The organism is Streptomyces sp. NBC_01006 (genome assembly GCF_045162725.1).
Lineage (GTDB): Bacteria > Actinomycetota > Actinomycetes > Streptomycetales > Streptomycetaceae > Streptomyces.
This window is the reverse complement of the sequence record NZ_CP108700.1, coordinates 2,816,443-2,832,599: the sequence shown is the minus strand read 5'-3', so window position 1 is coordinate 2,832,599 and position 16,157 is coordinate 2,816,443. Positions and strand designations below refer to the sequence as shown.

The following is a 16,157-nucleotide window of genomic DNA, read 5'->3' as shown; positions in this document are numbered from 1 at the left end:
CCGGCCGCGCCGCCGCCGGGGGGCCTCCCGGCGGCGGCGCGGCCGCGGGTCAGGCTTCGGCGGCGAAGCGGTCGCGCAGCGCCGCGTACTCGGCGTCCGTCAGCAGGCCCGCGCTGTACAACTCGCCCAGGTGGTGCAGGCGTTCGTCCGTACGGGCCGCCGGAACCGAGGCCACCGGGGCGCGGCCGCGCAGGGCGGCGAGGACGGCCGCCGCGAACGGCAGCGACTCGTGCACCGACCCGTACCCGACGGCGAACACCGCGGCCGCCAGGTCGTGGTCGGGCCGCGGGTCGGCCGTCGCGTCCCGCAACAGCAGCCGCAGGTGGCCGCCCGGACCCTCCGGGGACTTCCACTCGATGCCGGTCAGCGTGGTCAGCGGGTAACGCTGGTCGCCCGCCTTCCACTTGGTGCTCGTGGCCCCCGTCCGCGACCAGTGGAAGGTGACCGCCGAGCCGTCGAAGCCGAGCCGCGCGTCGTACGCCTTCAGCTGCAGCGGCGGCTGCGGCACCTGGACCAGGAAGCGCTCCGCCGGCTCGGCGGCCTCCGGGCCCAGCCGGGCCCGTACGGCGTCCGCGAACTCGGCTGCCTGTCCGGCCCGGTCGCCCGGCAGCACCAGCCGGTACGGATCGCAGACCTCCCGCAGCTGCCCGGCGGCGGCCTCCATCAGCGGATCCGCGCCCGTCCGCGGCACGGCACGCAGGACCACCGCGTCCCGTCTCCCCCCGGATCCGGTCGCGCTCACGCTCACCCCCGCCAACGCCTCGAAGGGGATGCGCCGCTCCCCGAGGGCGTGCAGGAGTCTCGGCGTCCTCGGCGTTCTTATCCCCCGTGCGAAGCGGATGAGCACCGAGTCCGAGTCGAACTCCCAGACGGCATGATTTCCGGCCAGTACGTCACCCATGCGGCACATGGTAAAGGGACGCACCCCCGTGCGTCCCCCCTCGGTGCGAAGCCCGTTTTCCAGGGCTCTACGCGTGTCAGTCCCCGTCTGTCCCGGAAATTCCACGCCGGCACGCATCGTCGCCGGTCGCGCACGTGACGGAATCGAACGCGCCGGTTCCGATTTTGGCGAAGTTGTCCAGGGATCCGGTGCCTGGCTCGAAATAGCCGGTATGGAGCTTCGCACCGGCCGAGGACAGCACCCGCGATCCGAACTCCGGCGACACCGGGTCCGCCCCGTGGCCGACCCCGCCGACCTCCAGGTGCGGTACGTCCGCGATCCAGTCCCCGGCGTCCCGCGTGGCCCACACCCGGGCCGAGGTGTGCAGGTCGGACACCGACCCCGCGCGCATCCCCGGGCTGCCCGCCACCACCACGTCCGTCACCGACTCCGGCAGCGCGTGCGCGGCGACCCCGCACACCACCGAGCCGTAGCTGTGGCAGAACAGCGCCACGCTCGCGTCCCCGGGCAGTCCCGCCGCCAGGGACTCCAGCCGTACGGCTCCGTCCACCGCCATCCGGCCGGTGGCCGCGTCCATGCCGACCCCGGTCGGCGCGGTGTAGCCGGCCCAGGCGATCACCGCGGTCCGGCTGCCGGGAGCCTGCGCGCGCTGGGCCTCGTACAGCGACCGGGCCATGCCGGCGGGCGCGATGAGGCGGCGCTGGGTGCGCTCGAACGTGAGCACGTCGGTGTCGACGCCGGGGACGACCACCGAGATCCGGTCCGCCTGGTCGAGGTCGCCGAACACCTCGGCGACCCGGCCGCCGCCGGTCGGGTCGAAGGCGAGGATCTGGCGGCCCGGCTCGGCCAGGGACTCGAAGCGGTGGGCGCGCCGGCCGGCCGTGGTGCGGTCGGCCGGGGTCAGGCTGACGTCCCGGCTGCGGGCCTCCTCCGCCCGCTGGGCCAGCTCCAGGCCGCGCAGGTTGGCCCGGTAGCGCAGCGCGGCGGGCGCTCCGTCGAGGTTGCCGACGACCAGGGGGTACCCCTCGGCCAGCCGGGCCCGCTGGGATCCGTCGAGGCCGGCGAAGAACCGGGCCACCGTCCGTACGGGGGCGTCGGCGGCCGGCACAGGGCGCCCGTCGATCCGGGCCGAGGCCCAGGAGGCGAGGGCGGTGGTCCGCAGGGTGGTGCCCGCGTCGGGGCGGTGCACCGCGGTCCAGCCGGTGGTCGCCAGCATGATGAAGACCACCGCGAGCGCGAGCAGGGTGCGCAGGGCGGCGGGGCGCGGGTCGGCGCCGATGGCGGTGGAGTGGGCGAGGCCGGGCAGGTTCACTGGGACCAGCGTAGGAGACCGGATCCGGCCACGGCGCCCAGGGTGACCGGGTTCACGGCCGACCGTGCGAGCCCGTACGGGTGTTCAGCGCCAGTCCGCGGCCAGCGCCGGGCCGATCTGGTCAAGGCAGGCCTCGGTCATCCGCCGGATCGAGGCCACGCTGGCGTCCTCGCCCTGCCCCCACAGCCGCCCGGTGACCCTCATCACCCCGGAGAAGGCGGCGACCACCACCCGGGGCCGCGGATCCGCGTCCACGTCCAGGCCCTCGCGCTCGGCGATCAGCCGGGCGATCCGCTCCTCCAGCTCGGTGGAGCGGCGCAGGTGCACGGCCAGCAGCGCCGGGGTCGACTCGATGAGCTGGTACGTACGCATGTACAGGTCGACCGGCACCACCTCGGAGAGCGCCTCGTCGAGGGTGTCCCAGGCGCGGAGCAGCGCGCCGCGCAGGGCTTCGAGCGGGCCCTCGGCGGGCGGCCGGGCGCGCAGCGCGGCGACGAAGTGCGACTCGACCAGGTCCTGGACGGCGAAGGCGACCTCCTCCTTGTTGGCGAAGTACCGGAAGAAGGTGCGCTGGGAGACGTCCACGGCGTCGGCGATCTCGTCGACGGTGGTGTGCTCGTACCCCTGCGCGACGAAGAGGAGGAGGGCGGCGCGCAGCAGCGCGTCCCGGGTGCGCCGCTTCTTGCGTTCGCGCAGTCCGGGCGCCGGTAGCGGCGCCGGCCGCTCGTCGGTCATCACCGAGGGGTGTCCTTTCCACAGGCTCAACCTGCTGAATCTGACGCTGAGTGAGCGGTCAGGGTACCTGTGACCGACCTGACAGCCACTGTCTCGTTAAGCCGTTTGTGAAGTGTCAGTCGCTGTCACTAGCCTGTTCGCATGACTAGTCAGATCACCCTCGCCAAGGAATCGGGTCCGGCTCCGGCCCGCACCGGTTTGCGCGGCCACCCCTGGCTGACCCTCTTCGCCGTGGCGATCGGCGTCATGATGGTCACCCTTGACGGCACGATCGTCGCCGTCGCCAACCCCGCGATCCAGAAGGACCTCGGCGCCTCGCTCGCCGACGTCCAGTGGATCACCAACGGCTACCTGCTCGCCCTCGCCGTCTCGCTGATCACCGCCGGAAAGCTCGGCGACCGCTTCGGCCACCGCCAGACCTTCCTCATAGGCATCGCCGGGTTCGCCGCGGCCTCCGCCGCGATCGGCCTCTCCTCCGGCGTCCGGTACGTCATCGCCTTCCGCGTGGCGCAGGGCCTGTTCGGCGCACTGCTGATGCCCGCGGCGCTGGGCCTGCTGCGCGCCACCTTCCCCGCCGAGAAGCTCAACATGGCGATCGGCATCTGGGGCATGGTCATCGGCGCCTCGACGGCCGCCGGGCCCATCGTGGGCGGCCTGCTGGTGGAGAACGTCAGCTGGCAGTCCGTCTTCTTCATCAACGTGCCCGTCGGCATCGTCGCCCTGGCCTTCGGCCTGTTCATCCTGCTCGACCACCGGGCCGAGAACGCCCCGAAGTCCTTCGACGCCGTCGGCATCCTGCTGCTGTCGGTCGCGATGTTCTCGCTGATCTGGGCGCTGATCAAGGCCTCGGAGTGGGGCTGGGGCGACACCCGGACCATGCTCTTCCTCATCGGCTCCGTGGTCTGCTTCGTGCTCTTCGCCGTCTGGGAGTCGAAGGTCTCCGAGCCGCTGATCCCGCTCGGCATGTTCCGCTCGCTGCCGCTGTCCGCGGGCACCGTGCTCATGGTGCTGATGGCCTTCGCCTTCATGGGCGGCCTGTTCTTCGTCACCTTCTACCTGCAGAACGTGCACGGCATGAGCCCCGTCGACAGCGGCCTGCACCTGTTGCCGCTGACCGGCATGATGATCATCGGCTCGCCGCTGGCCGGCGCCGCGATCACCGCCGTCGGCCCGCGGATCCCGCTGGTCACGGGCATGGTCGCGACCGCCGTCGCCTGCTTCGGGATGTCCGCACTGACCCCGGGCACCGGCACCCTGCAGATGTCGCTCTGGTTCGCCCTCCTCGGTGTCGGACTCGCGCCCGTCATGGTCGGCGCCACCGAGGTCATCGTCGGCAACGCCCCGCTGGAGCTCTCCGGCGTGGCGGGCGGGCTCCAGCAGGCCGCCATGCAGGTCGGCGGCAGCCTGGGCACCGCCGTCCTCGGCGCGGTCATGGCCACCACCGTCGGCAACTCGTTCGGGGACAACTGGGCGCAGGCGAACCTGCCCGCGCTCACCCCGGAGCAGCTCGACCTCGCCGAGAAGGGGGTCCAGGTCGGTATCGCCCCGGTCCAGCCGGGGACCCCGGCCGAGGCCGTTGCGACGATCACCAAGGTCGCGCACGACACGTTCGTCGACGGCATGAGCACCGCCTTCACCGTCGCCGGCTGCGTCGCGGTGCTCGCCGCGGTCGTCGCCTGCTTCACCAAGCGCGGCGAGAACGCCGCCGCGGGGGCGGGCGCGGCGCACATCTAGCCGGCCGGTCCCCGAGACTGCGACGCCCCCGCGCGGGCGTCAACCGCGGACGTACGACAGCCCCGCCGGACGGTTCCGGCGGGGCTGTCGCCTATCCGGGTGGACCGGCCCCCGGCCCCTTCCGCCCGACCGTCCTCGCAGGTCAGCGTGGTGCCCGAGGCGCTCCGGAACCGGTCCGGGATGGCGTCGTCCACAAGGAGTTGACCCGTCATGCGTACGAGTTCACCCGCACGGTCCACCACCGTCCTGGCCGCGACCGTCCTGGCCCTCGCCGCGCTCGTCCCGAGTACGGCGAGCGCCGCACACGCCGCGGGCCCGCCGCCGGGCAAGGCACCCGTCTGCGCCACCGGGCAGCTGTGCCTGTGGGCGAAGCCGGAGTTCACGGGCACCCGCAACGCCTACGAGCTGAGCACCCTGGACATCAACAGCTGTACGGCGCTGCCCGCCGGGACCAGCGCCCAGTCACTGGTCAACCGCACCGGGCGGCCGGTGACCACCTACCAGTCGGCCGAGTGCGCGGAGACCGGCGAGTTCCAGACGTATCCCGGCGACGGGGTCCGGCTGCCCGAATCCCCCTACCTGGTCAGGGCCTTCAAGGTGTGGGAGCGGTAGCGGCATCCACCGCCGGGGCCGCTTCGGGCACCTGGGCCGGTACGTCGGCCCCGGTATCCGGAGCGGCCCCGGCGCCCGGGGCGGCCGCCCCGCCGAGGCGCCCGATCTCGGCGCGCAGCGCCCGTACCTCCGCGGCCAGTTCGGCGATCGCGGCGGTCTGCGCCCGCTCCACCCGGTCGTCGCGTTCGAACCGGGAGATGAACCAGGCCGCGATGTTGGCGGTCACCACACCCAGCAGCGCGATCCCCGACAGCATCAGCCCCACCGCGAGCACCCGGCCGAGCCCGGTGGTGGGGGAGTGGTCCCCGTACCCGACGGTCGTCATCGTGGTGAAGCTCCACCACACAGCGTCGCCCAGGTTCTTGATGTTGCCGTTCGGGGCGTCCCGCTCCACGCTCAGCACGGCGAGCGAGCCGAACATCAGCAGCCCGACCACCGCCCCCGCCACGTACGTGGTCAGCCGGATCTGCGGGGCCATCCGGGCCCGCCGGCCCACCAGCAGCAGCGTGGACACCAGCCGCAGCAGCCGCAGCGGCTGGAGCATCGGCAGCAGCACCGCGCCCAGGTCCAGCCAGTGGGTCCGGACGAACGCCTTCTTGGCCGTCGACAGGCCCAGCCGCATCAGGTAATCGGCGGCGAAGGCCCCCCACACCACCCACTCGGTGACCGAGCACGCCCGGTGCACGTCCGCATCCGCGTCGGGCACGACGATCGGCACGGCATAGGCGACGGTGAAGGCCGCTGCGAGCACGAGCAGCGGGGTCTGGCTCCGCCGCTCCCAGCGCAGCTGGCGGGAGGGTTCCTTCATACGGAGCATCGTAAGGAACTGGTAAAGCGAAGCGGGCCCCCGGCACTGCCGGGGACCCGCCTCGACGCCTGTCCGCGCAGGCTACGCGTCGCCGCCCGCCGCGCCCGGGTCGGCCGCCGAGACGTCCAGCAGCCGGTACCGGTCCACCGCCTGCTTCAGCGCGGAACGGTCGATCTTGCCCTCCTTGGCCAGCTCGGTCAGCACCGCCAGCACCACCGACTGCGCGTCGATGTGGAAGAAGCGCCGGGCCGCGCCGCGCGTGTCCGCGAAGCCGAAGCCGTCCGCACCCAGCGAGGTGTACGCGCCGGGCACCCACCGCGAGATCTGGTCCGGGACGGACCGCATCCAGTCCGAGACCGCCACGAACGGTCCCTCGCCGCCCGACAGCTTCCGCGTCACGTACGGGACGCGCTGCTCCTCCTCCGGGTGGAGCAGGTTGTGCTCCTCCACTGCGACGGCCTCGCGGCGCAGCTCGTTCCAGGAGGTCGCCGACCAGACGTCCGCCCGGACGTTCCACTCCGCGGCCAGGATCCGCTGGGCCTCCAGCGCCCACGGCACCGCCACGCCCGAGGCCATGATCTGCGCCCCGATGGAGCCCGCCGAGCCCGCGGACACCCGGTGGATGCCCTTGAGGATGCCGTCCACGTCCACGCCGGCCGGCTCGGCCGGGTGCTGGATCGGCTCGTTGTAGACGGTCAGGTAGTAGAAGACGTCCTCGGCCTCGGGCCCGTACATGCGGCGCAGGCCGTCCTGGACGATGTGCGCGATCTCGTACCCGTACGCCGGGTCGTACGCCACACAGCCCGGGTTGGTCGACGCCAGCAGCTGGGAGTGACCGTCGGCGTGCTGCAGGCCCTCACCCGTCAGGGTGGTCCGGCCGGCGGTCGCACCCAGGACGAAACCGCGCGCCAGTTGGTCGGCCATCTGCCAGAACTGGTCACCCGTGCGCTGGAAACCGAACATCGAGTAGAAGACGTAGACCGGGATCAGCGGCTCGCCGTGGGTCGCGTACGCCGAACCCGCGGCGATCAGCGAGGCCGTGCAGCCCGCCTCCGAGATGCCGTCGTGCAGCATCTGGCCGGTCGGGGACTCCTTGTACGCGAGCAGCAGGTCGCGGTCGACCGCCTCGTACTGCTGGCCCAGCGGGTTGTAGATCTTGGCGCTCGGGAAGAACGCGTCCATGCCGAACGTGCGGTACTCGTCCGGGGCGATCAGCACGAACCGCCTGCCGATCTCCTTGTCCCGCATCAGGTCCTTCAGGATGCGCACGAACGCCATCGTCGTGGCGATCGACTGCTGGCCCGAGCCCTTCTTGGCGGCCGCGTACGTCTTCTCGTCCGGCAGCTGCAGCGGCTTCGCACGCACCACGCGGGTCGGCACGTAGCCGCCCAGCGAGCTGCGGCGGTCGTGCATGTACTGGATCTCCGGCGAACCGGGGCCCGGGTGGTAGTACGGCGGGGCGCCGCCCTCCAGCTGCGCGTCCGTGATCGGGATGTGCAGGCGGTCGCGGAAGCGCTTGAGGTCGTCGACCGTCAGCTTCTTCATCTGGTGCGTCGCGTTGCGGCCCTCGAAGTTCGGGCCGAGCGTCCAGCCCTTGACCGTCTGCGCCAGGATCACCGTCGGCTGGCCCTTGTGCGCCTTGGCCGCCGCGTACGCCGCGTAGATCTTCTTGTGGTCGTGGCCGCCGCGGCCCAGGTGCAGCAGCTGCTGGTCGCTCATGTTCTCGACCATCGCCCGCAGCCGCTGGTCGTCACCGAAGAAGTGGTCGCGGATGTAGGCGCCGGTCTCGGTCGCGTACGTCTGGAACTGGCCGTCCGGCGTCGAGTTCATCTTGTTGACCAGGATGCCGTCGCGGTCCTGCGCCAGCAGCGGGTCCCAGGAGCGGTCCCAGATCAGCTTGATGACGTTCCAGCCGGCGCCGCGGAACTGCGACTCCAGCTCCTGGATGATCTTGCCGTTGCCGCGCACCGGGCCGTCGAGCCGCTGCAGGTTGCAGTTCACGACGAAGGTCAGGTTGTCCAGGCCCTCGCGGGCGGCGATCGACAGCTGACCGAGCGACTCCGGCTCGTCCATCTCGCCGTCGCCGAGATACGCCCAAACGTGTGACTTCGAGGTGTCGGCGATCCCGCGCGCCTCCATGTACCGGTTCATCCGGGCCTGGTAGATCGCGCCGATCGGGCCGAGGCCCATCGAGACGGTCGGGAACTCCCAGAAGTCCGGCATCAGCCGCGGGTGCGGGTAGCTGGAGAGGCCGTACGGGGCCTTCGACTTCTCCTGCCGGAACGCGTCGAGCTGCTGCTCGGAGAGCCGGTCCAGGAGGTAGGCGCGCGCGTAGACACCGGGCGAGGCGTGGCCCTGGAAGAAGATCTGGTCGCCGCCGTCGCCCTCGTCCTTGCCCCGGAAGAAGTGGTTGAAGCCCACGTCGTAGAGGGAGGCGGAGGAGGCGAACGTGGCGATGTGGCCGCCGACGCCGATCCCGGGACGCTGGGCGCGCGAGACCATGACGGCCGCGTTCCACCGGGTGGCGTTCAGGACCTTGCGCTCGATCTCCTCGTTGCCGGGGAAGAACGGCTCGTCCTTGGTCGCGATCGTGTTGACGTAGTCCGTGCTGCGCATCTCGGGCACGGCCACGCGCTTCTCGCGGGCCCGCTCGATCAGCCGCAGCATCAGGTAGCGGGCGCGCTCACGGCCCCGCTCGTCGACGGCTGCGTCCAGGGAGTCGAGCCACTCCTGCGTCTCCTCCGGATCGAAGTCCGGGACCTGGCTCGGCAGGCCGCCAATGATGATCGGATTGCGATCGGATGCGGAAGCCACGCTGTTCCTTCGCTGTCAGGGGAGTCGTGCCATGGGGTTTCGCCGCCTCCCATCGTCTTACGCTCGGTCCGAATCGTCACCCGTACCACTGGGTAATCACTGGAGTCCGCGGAGATTCGGGCGCCGTGAGCGTCAGGTCCGGCCGATCGCCACCCTACGCCCAAGACGATCAGCTGGTTCGTAAGACCGTTCGTCCCTCAAACAGGTAGGAAAGCCGCCGAGCGTCGCCGATGATGCCGAATGAGCTTGAATGGTGTGGGATGAATCACCAGACGTGCACACGGGAAGGCTGAAAGTTGCGGCGAGACGGCCGTAATCGTCACCGTTTCGACGGTCTCGGCGGCCGGGTACTTGCGCGATCCGCCGCGCCCGTGTGGACTACGCCCAATGCTGCGCGTACGCGCGCCGCCGAAGACATTCACCGAACATGAGCAGGAGGCACCCCGTGAGCGCGACCGCGGACCACGCGGAGAGCCTGGCCGCCCGGCTGGGTTTCCAGTCCGAACAGGTGGTCCAGGAGATCGGCTACGACGACGACGTCGATCAGGAATTCCGTGACGCCGTCGAGAAGCTCGTCAGCGATCTCGCCGACGAGGACTACGACGACGTCGCCGACGCGGTGCTGTTGTGGTTCCGCGACGAGGACGGCGATCTGACGGACGCCCTGGTCGATGCGACCGAGCTGGTCGAGGACGGCGCACTGATCCTGCTGCTGACCCCCAAGACGGGCCGTGACGGCTACGTCGAGGCCAGCGACATCAGCGAGGCGGCCGAAACGGCCGGCCTCTCGCTTGCCAAGGGCCTGCCCGTCGGCAAGGAGTGGACCTCCACCAAGCTGGTGACGCCGAAGGCCGCCAAGGCCAAGCGCTGAGCCGTAACTCGCAGCCAAGCGGACGCACACCCCGCCGACCCGGATTTCCCGCGGTCGGCGGGGTGTGCGCGTTCGGCGCCGGGGACCGGCCTACGCTGGGTCTCACCCGGACAGCCCAACACAGGGATGCAGGAACGAAGGGATGCGAGAGATGGCGATCGAGGTCGGCAGCAAGGCCCCGGACTTCGAGCTCAAGGACAACCACGGCGCCACCGTGCGGCTCTCCGACTTCCGCGGCGAGAAGGCCGTGGTGCTGCTCTTCTACCCGTTCGCCTTCACCGGTGTCTGCACCGGCGAGCTGTGCGAGCTGCGCGACCAGCTGCCGCGGTTCCAGAACGACGACGTCCAGCTCCTCGCGGTCTCCAACGACTCCGTGCCGACCCTGCGCGTCTTCGGCGAGCAGGAGAACCTGGACTACCCGCTGCTCTCGGACTTCTGGCCGCACGGCGAGACCTCCCGCGCGTACGGGGTCTTCGACGAGCAGAAGGGCTGCGCGGTCCGCGGCACCTTCATCATCGACAAGGACGGCGTCGTGCGCTGGACCGTCGTCAACGGCCTGCCCGACGCGCGTGACCTGAACGAGTACATCAAGGCCCTCGACAGCCTCTGAGAACCCTCGGAGCACCTCCGAGAGACCTCGGACCCGTCGGGCCGTCGCACAATCGCCGCACTTCGGGCGGGTTCCGGGAACTGTTCACCGGGAAAGACGCCGACAGGCGGGAACCCGTCACTAGGATCGAAGCGTTGATCCCGGTAGAAACCGCACGACGGGGCACCGCCCCACACATGAACCCAATGGAGGACCCGTGGGAGTCAGCCTCAGCAAGGGCGGAAACGTCTCGCTGACCAAGGCCGCGCCGAATCTGACGGCGGTCATCGTCGGTCTGGGCTGGGACGCTCGCACCACCACCGGTGTCGACTTCGACCTCGACGCCAGCGCGATCCTGACCAACGACCAGGGCAAGGTCGCCAACGACTCGAACTTCGTGTTCTTCAACAACCTGAAGAGCCCGGACGGCTCGGTCGAGCACACCGGTGACAACACCACCGGTGAGGGCGAGGGCGACGACGAGGCGATCAAGGTGAACCTGGTCGGTGTCCCGTCCGATGTCGCCAAGATCGTCTTCCCGGTCTCGATCTACGAGGCCGAGAGCCGCCAGCAGAGCTTCGGCCAGGTCCGCAACGCGTACATCCGCGTCGTGAACCAGGCCGACAACAGCGAGCTCGCCCGCTACGACCTCTCCGAGGACGCCTCGACCGAGACCGCCATGGTCTTCGGCGAGCTGTACCGCAACGGAGCGGAGTGGAAGTTCCGCGCCATCGGCCAGGGCTACGCCTCCGGCCTGCGCGGCATCGCCCAGGACTTCGGCGTCAACGTCTGAGCCTGAGCCTGCCAGCAGTCACCACCCGTCCGGCGCCGTGCACTGTTGTGTACGGCGCCGGACGCGCTTTGCGGCGGTGCGCCGCCGAGATGCACCGCCGAGTTTCACCGGCCGCCCGCCATGCGGGGCGCGCCGCGATCACCACGTCGTCCGGGGAGGACCACAACATGGGCGTCACACTCGCCAAGGGGGGCAACGTCTCCCTTTCCAAGGCCGCACCGAACCTCACCCGGGTCCTGGTCGGTCTCGGATGGGACGCGCGCTCGACCACGGGGGCCGATTTCGACCTCGACGCCAGCGCGCTGCTGTGCCGCGACGGCCGGGTCCTGGGGGACGCGTACTTCGTCTTCTACAACAACCTGAAGAGCCCCGAGGGCTCCGTAGAACACACGGGGGACAACCTCACCGGCGAGGGTGAGGGCGACGACGAATCGATCATCATCGACCTGACCAAGGTCCCGGTCGAGGTCGACAAGATCGTCTTCCCGGTCTCGATCCACGAGGCGGAGGCCCGCCGGCAGAGCTTCGGCCAGGTCAGCAACGCCTTCATCCGCGTGGTCAACGAATCGGACGGCCAGGAACTGGCCCGCTACGACCTCACCGAGGACGCCTCCAGCGAAACCGCGATGATCTTCGGCGAGGTCTACCGGTACGGCGGCGAATGGAAGTTCCGAGCGGTGGGGCAGGGGTACGCGTCGGGGCTCCGGGGCATCGCTCTAGACTTCGGGGTCAACGTTTCGTAAAGCCGTACAAGACGATGGGGTGCCAGTGGTTCTCAAAACCTTCGGCTGGTCGTTCGCAGTCACTGCGCTCGGTCTGGTCGCAGCGGGGTTCTACGGGGGAATGACCGGACTCGGGATCGTCGCGATCCTGTCCATCCTTGAGATCTCGCTGTCCTTCGACAACGCGGTGGTCAACGCCGGAATCCTGAAGAAGATGAATGCCTTCTGGCAGAAGATCTTCCTCACCGTCGGTGTGCTCATCGCCGTGTTCGGCATGCGCCTGGTCTTCCCCGTCGTGATCGTCGCGGTCACCGCCGGTATCGGGCCCATCGAGGCCGTCGATCTGGCGCTGAACGACAAGGACATGTACCAGCAGCTGGTCACGGACGCCCACCCGGCGATCGCGGCCTTCGGCGGCATGTTCCTTCTGATGATCTTCCTCGACTTCATCTTCGAGGACCGGGACATCAAGTGGCTCGCATGGCTGGAGCGGCCGCTCGCCAAGCTCGGCAAGATCGACATGCTCTCGGCGTGCATCGCGCTGATCGTCCTGCTGATCACGTCCGTGACCTTCGCCGCCAACGCCCACCAGCACGGCGGCGCCCACGTGGACAAGGCGCAGACCGTCCTGGTCTCCGGCATCGCCGGCCTGATCACTTACATGATCGTCGGTGGTCTCTCCGGCTACTTCGAGAACCGCCTCGAAGAAGAGGAAGAGGCCGAGCACGAAGCCGAGGAAGCGGCCAAGAAGAGCGGCAAGCCCGTCTCGGCCGTCGCCATGGCAGGCAAGGCCGCCTTCTTCATGTTCCTCTACCTCGAAGTCCTCGACGCCTCCTTCTCCTTCGACGGGGTCATCGGCGCCTTCGCCATCACCAACGACATCGTGCTGATGGCCCTCGGCCTCGGCATCGGCGCCATGTACGTCCGGTCGCTCACGGTCTACCTGGTCCGCCAGGGCACCCTCGACGACTACGTCTACCTGGAGCACGGCGCGCACTACGCCATCGGCGCGCTCGCCGTGATCCTGCTCGTCACCATCCAGTACGAGATCCACGAGGTCATCACGGGCCTCGTCGGCGTGCTGCTCATCGCCTGGTCCTTCTGGTCCTCGGTGCGCCGCAACAAGCGCCTGGAACTGGAGGGTTCCACCGCCGAGGCATGATCACGGCGCTAATGCGGAACGCTCCAACTGCGGGGCGGCCGGGCTGGTCTGCGGACTGCCGGGCCGCCCCGTCCGCGTAGGCCGCCCCGCCTACACAGACTGAGGGGGGACAGGGGAAATGGGATTCTTCGACGGGATCAGGGGCAGCCGCGCCCTGCAGTTCGACTCGGGCAGTGCCTCGGCCGCGATCGAGCTGACCAAGCGGCATCCGACGGTGTCGCTCACCAAACAGGGGGCCGTCCACGGGAACCTGCGGGTCAACCTGTCCTGGCGCATGCGCAGCTCGGACATCGGCGGCCGCGGCGGGGGTGAGGGCGGCCGGTTCCTGCGCCACCCGTTCAAGCTGTTCAAGCCCGAGATGGTGCAGGCGCACACCCAGGGCATGGTCAACGTCGACCTCGACCTCGGCTGCCTCTACGAGCTGGCCGACGGGACCCGGGGCGTCGTCCAGCCGCTGGGCAACCTCCACGGGGACATCAACAGCCCGCCGTACGTGAAGCTCAGCGGCGACGACCGGTTCGGGGCGCCGTCGGGGGAGACGGTCTTCGTCAACCTCGACCACGCCGACGAGATCAAGCGGCTGCTGGTGTTCGTCTACATCTACGACCAGACCCCGGCCTTCGACCGGACGCACGCCATGATCACCCTCTACCCGATCACCGGGCCGCGGATCGAGATCCCGCTGGAGGAGCGGCAGCCGCAGGCCCGCTCCTGCGCGGTGCTGTCCATGGAGCACGTCAAGGGCGAGCTGATCGTGCGGCGCGAGGTGAAGTTCGTGTACGGGTTCCAGGCCGAGCTGGACCGGCTGTACGGGTGGGGCCTGCAGTGGGGGCGGGGCTACAAGAGCACCAAGGCCTGACCGGGACCGGGCGGGTCCCCGGCGGGTCCTCCCGGGTGGCTCCCCGGTGGGCCCCGGCGGTCCCGGTCAGGCACGGCGCGTCAGCGGCGGAGGAACTGCGGGCCCTGCACCGGCAGCCGGAACGTCGGGTCGCCGCCCGGGGCCGGCACCGGGGCGGGGGACACCGGCTGCGGGTACCCGTACGCCGGCTGCACGGGCGGCGGGGCCTGCGTCACCGGCGCCTGCGGTGCCTGCTGCGGGCCCGGCGGGCGCATCTGGGCCGTCTGCTCGCCGGCCGGCCCGGCGGCGGGGGCGGCTCCGGACCCGGCCTCGGCGGCGTTCTCGTCCACGGAGATCCCGTGGTCGGTCGCCAGCCCGACGAGGCCGTTCGAGTAGCCCTCGCCCAGCGCGCGGAACTTCCACCCGTCGCCGCGGCGGTACAGCTCCCCGCAGATCAGGGCCGTCTCGGCGCCGGTCTCGGGGCGCACGTCGAAGAAGGCCAGCGGCTCGGTGCCGCCGGTCGCCGTGGCGTCGTACAGCAGGATCCGCAGGTCATGGACCTGCTGGAACGGCACGTCCTCGGCGGAGGCCACCACCAGGATCCGGTCCACCACCGGCGGCACCGCGCGCAGGTCCGCCTGCACGGCGTCGGTGATCCCGTCGCCGAGCTGCTTCTTGCCGAGCCGCCAGACGGCCCCCGAGGGGTGCCGGGGCTGGTTGTAGAACACGAAGTCCTCGTCCGAGCGCACGCGCCCGTCCGGGCCCACGAGCAGCGCCGAGGCGTCGACGTCCGGCACCTCGGGGCCGCCGGTCCAGCGCAGCACCGCCCGGACCGCCACGGCGGTCACCGGGATGTTCGAGCCCTTCTGCATCGCGTGCGTCATGCCCGTCATCCTGCCCTCCCGGGGCGGCGCGGAACAACGCGGCCCCCCGCAGGGCCTTGTCGCGAACGAAAGACCTGGGCATTGTGCAAGAGGGTTACCTGAACTTCATGTGCTTGAGGAACTCTTGACTCACGTTCGTACGTACTATTACCGGCCACGCCACTGGGGCCGCCGAGGCAGTACGGGGGAAGCACATGCGTCACTTCGGGCACATATCGCCCACTGTCCGTAAGGACCTCTTCCACCAGGAGCCGGCCGAGTTCACCGCCGCCTCCCCCGCCCGCATCCTCGCCGCCGCCCTCGGAGCCACCCTCTACAGCCCCGCCACCCGCCCGAACCTCGCCGGGGACGTCCACAAGCAGGCCGCCCGCGGAGTCGTCTCCATGGTCCTCTGCCTGGAGGATTCGATCAGCGACGCCGAGGTCGCCGACGCCGAGGACAACCTCGTCCGCCAGTTCGCCGCCCTCGACGCCGACGGCGGGGAGCTCCCGCTCCTCTTCATCCGGGTCCGCACCCCCGAGCAGATACCCGACCTCGTGCACCGCCTCGGCGGCTCCGCCCGCAGACTGGCCGGATTCGTACTCCCCAAATTCACCGAGAGCCGCGGAACCGCCTTCCTCGACGCCGTCGCCCAGGCCGAGGCAGCCGGCGGACAGCAGCCGCTGTACGCCATGCCCGTCCTGGAGACCCCCGACCTCCTCCACCTCGAAACCCGCGTCGAAGCCCTCGCCGGCATCTCTCGCACCGTCAACCGGTACCGCGACCGCGTCCTGGCCCTGCGCCTCGGCGTCACCGACTTCTGCTCGGTCTACGGACTGCGCCGCACCCCCGACATGACCGCCTACGACGTGCAGATCGTCGCCGGAGTCATCGCCGACGTGGTGAACGTGCTCAGCCGCGCCGACGGCACCGGCTTCACCGTGACCGGACCCGTCTGGGAGTACTTCCGCAACCAGCAGCGCCTCTTCAAGCCCCAGCTGCGCCGCAGCCCCTTCCTCCAGGAAGGCGCCGAGGAACTGCGCACCACCCTCATCGAGCACGACCTCGACGGGCTCCTGCGCGAGATCGAACTCGACCGGGCCAACGGACTCCTCGGCAAGACCTGCATCCACCCCGCCCACGTCACGCCCGTCCACGCGCTGTCGGTGGTCTCCCACGAGGAGTTCAGTGACGCCCAGGACATCCTGCGCCCCGAGCGCGGCGGCGGCGGAGTCATGCGCTCCGCCTACACGAACAAGATGAACGAAGTGAAGCCCCACCGGGCCTGGGCCGAGCGCACCATGCTGCGCGCCGAGGTCTTCGGTGTGGCGAAGGAGGAGGTCGGCTTCGTCGACCTCCTCACGGCCGGGCTCCAGCTGTGAGCGGACCCGTGCCGGCGGCGA

At 70.4% G+C, this 16,157-nt stretch carries 15 protein-coding genes; 9 read left to right on the top strand and 6 right to left on the bottom strand.

What is annotated here, in order from left to right; all coding sequences use genetic code 11:
* Positions 1–49: 49 nt before the first annotated feature.
* The 3 genes from OG509_RS12845 to OG509_RS12835 form a co-directional block, all read right to left on the bottom strand.
* Positions 50–910 carry a DUF4429 domain-containing protein gene (locus tag OG509_RS12845; protein ID WP_406182599.1) on the bottom strand — a complete coding sequence of 287 codons (861 nt, stop codon included), beginning with the start codon at positions 908–910 and terminating at the stop codon, positions 50–52.
* 67 nt (positions 911–977) lie between these two features.
* Complete coding sequence (locus tag OG509_RS12840) at positions 978–2,213, bottom strand: alpha/beta hydrolase (protein WP_406182597.1); 1,236 nt, start codon at positions 2,211–2,213, stop codon at positions 978–980.
* Between the two features lie 84 nt (positions 2,214–2,297).
* Positions 2,298–2,948 (bottom strand): TetR/AcrR family transcriptional regulator, encoded by a 651-nt coding sequence (locus tag OG509_RS12835; RefSeq protein WP_406182595.1) that lies wholly within the window; start codon positions 2,946–2,948, stop codon positions 2,298–2,300.
* Between the two features lie 141 nt (positions 2,949–3,089).
* Between OG509_RS12835 and OG509_RS12830 the strand changes: the two genes are divergently transcribed.
* Together OG509_RS12830 and OG509_RS12825 are read left to right on the top strand one after the other, a co-directional pair.
* Entirely contained in the window at positions 3,090–4,682 is a 1,593-nt protein-coding gene (locus OG509_RS12830) for an MFS transporter (protein WP_406182593.1), read from the top strand.
* Positions 4,683–4,892: 210 nt separating this feature from the next.
* On the top strand, positions 4,893–5,294 hold the full coding sequence (locus OG509_RS12825) for a peptidase inhibitor family I36 protein (RefSeq protein WP_406182591.1): 402 nt from the start codon (positions 4,893–4,895) through the stop codon (positions 5,292–5,294).
* Here the strand turns inward: OG509_RS12825 and OG509_RS12820 are convergent.
* The gene (locus OG509_RS12820; protein WP_406182589.1) at positions 5,275–6,102 is read right to left on the bottom strand and encodes a potassium channel family protein; all 828 of its coding nucleotides are present in this window, start codon (positions 6,100–6,102) and stop codon (positions 5,275–5,277) included. The two genes, OG509_RS12825 and OG509_RS12820, sit on opposite strands and share 20 nt — an antisense overlap.
* Before the next feature lie 81 nt (positions 6,103–6,183).
* Positions 6,184–8,916: a pyruvate dehydrogenase (acetyl-transferring), homodimeric type gene (aceE, locus tag OG509_RS12815; protein ID WP_406182588.1), complete on the bottom strand. Its 2,733-nt coding sequence runs from the start codon at positions 8,914–8,916 to the stop codon at positions 6,184–6,186.
* A gap of 445 nt (positions 8,917–9,361) precedes the next feature.
* Between aceE and OG509_RS12810 the strand changes: the two genes are divergently transcribed.
* The 6 genes from OG509_RS12810 to OG509_RS12785 all read left to right on the top strand — a co-directional run bounded on the left by OG509_RS12810 (position 9,362) and on the right by OG509_RS12785 (position 13,912).
* The gene (locus tag OG509_RS12810; RefSeq protein WP_383342461.1) at positions 9,362–9,787 is read left to right on the top strand and encodes a DUF3052 domain-containing protein; all 426 of its coding nucleotides are present in this window, start codon (positions 9,362–9,364) and stop codon (positions 9,785–9,787) included.
* Between the two features lie 151 nt (positions 9,788–9,938).
* Complete coding sequence (locus OG509_RS12805; protein ID WP_385591766.1) at positions 9,939–10,397, top strand: peroxiredoxin; 459 nt, start codon at positions 9,939–9,941, stop codon at positions 10,395–10,397.
* 196 nt (positions 10,398–10,593) lie between these two features.
* Positions 10,594–11,169: a TerD family protein gene (locus tag OG509_RS12800; protein WP_385004974.1), complete on the top strand. Its 576-nt coding sequence runs from the start codon at positions 10,594–10,596 to the stop codon at positions 11,167–11,169.
* A gap of 167 nt (positions 11,170–11,336) precedes the next feature.
* Entirely contained in the window at positions 11,337–11,912 is a 576-nt protein-coding gene (locus tag OG509_RS12795) for a TerD family protein (RefSeq protein WP_053688414.1), read from the top strand.
* Between the two features lie 25 nt (positions 11,913–11,937).
* Positions 11,938–13,053: a DUF475 domain-containing protein gene (locus OG509_RS12790; protein ID WP_385590556.1), complete on the top strand. Its 1,116-nt coding sequence runs from the start codon at positions 11,938–11,940 to the stop codon at positions 13,051–13,053.
* A gap of 118 nt (positions 13,054–13,171) precedes the next feature.
* Positions 13,172–13,912 carry a Tellurium resistance gene (locus tag OG509_RS12785; protein WP_406182585.1) on the top strand — a complete coding sequence of 247 codons (741 nt, stop codon included), beginning with the start codon at positions 13,172–13,174 and terminating at the stop codon, positions 13,910–13,912.
* Positions 13,913–13,992: 80 nt separating this feature from the next.
* Here the strand turns inward: OG509_RS12785 and OG509_RS12780 are convergent, their stop codons facing one another.
* Positions 13,993–14,775 (bottom strand): TerD family protein, encoded by a 783-nt coding sequence (locus OG509_RS12780; RefSeq protein WP_406182583.1) that lies wholly within the window; start codon positions 14,773–14,775, stop codon positions 13,993–13,995.
* Positions 14,776–14,969: 194 nt separating this feature from the next.
* On the opposite strand from OG509_RS12780, the gene OG509_RS12775 reads away from it, so the two are divergent.
* Positions 14,970–16,136 carry an HpcH/HpaI aldolase/citrate lyase family protein gene (locus OG509_RS12775; protein WP_385590558.1) on the top strand — a complete coding sequence of 389 codons (1,167 nt, stop codon included), beginning with the start codon at positions 14,970–14,972 and terminating at the stop codon, positions 16,134–16,136.
* Positions 16,137–16,157 lie beyond the last annotated feature (21 nt).

Coding starts and splice junctions, on each gene's coding strand:
- OG509_RS12835 (WP_406182595.1), bottom strand. CDS start 2,948: ATGACCGACGAGCGGCCGGCGCCGCTACCGGCGCCCGGACTGCGCGAA.
- OG509_RS12845 (WP_406182599.1), bottom strand. CDS start 910: ATGTGCCGCATGGGTGACGTACTGGCCGGAAATCATGCCGTCTGGGAG.
- OG509_RS12780 (WP_406182583.1), bottom strand. CDS start 14,775: ATGACGCACGCGATGCAGAAGGGCTCGAACATCCCGGTGACCGCCGTG.
- OG509_RS12775 (WP_385590558.1), top strand. CDS start 14,970: ATGCGTCACTTCGGGCACATATCGCCCACTGTCCGTAAGGACCTCTTC.
- OG509_RS12825 (WP_406182591.1), top strand. CDS start 4,893: ATGCGTACGAGTTCACCCGCACGGTCCACCACCGTCCTGGCCGCGACC.
- OG509_RS12805 (WP_385591766.1), top strand. CDS start 9,939: ATGGCGATCGAGGTCGGCAGCAAGGCCCCGGACTTCGAGCTCAAGGAC.
- OG509_RS12830 (WP_406182593.1), top strand. CDS start 3,090: ATGACTAGTCAGATCACCCTCGCCAAGGAATCGGGTCCGGCTCCGGCC.
- OG509_RS12795 (WP_053688414.1), top strand. CDS start 11,337: ATGGGCGTCACACTCGCCAAGGGGGGCAACGTCTCCCTTTCCAAGGCC.
- OG509_RS12785 (WP_406182585.1), top strand. CDS start 13,172: ATGGGATTCTTCGACGGGATCAGGGGCAGCCGCGCCCTGCAGTTCGAC.
- OG509_RS12820 (WP_406182589.1), bottom strand. CDS start 6,102: ATGAAGGAACCCTCCCGCCAGCTGCGCTGGGAGCGGCGGAGCCAGACC.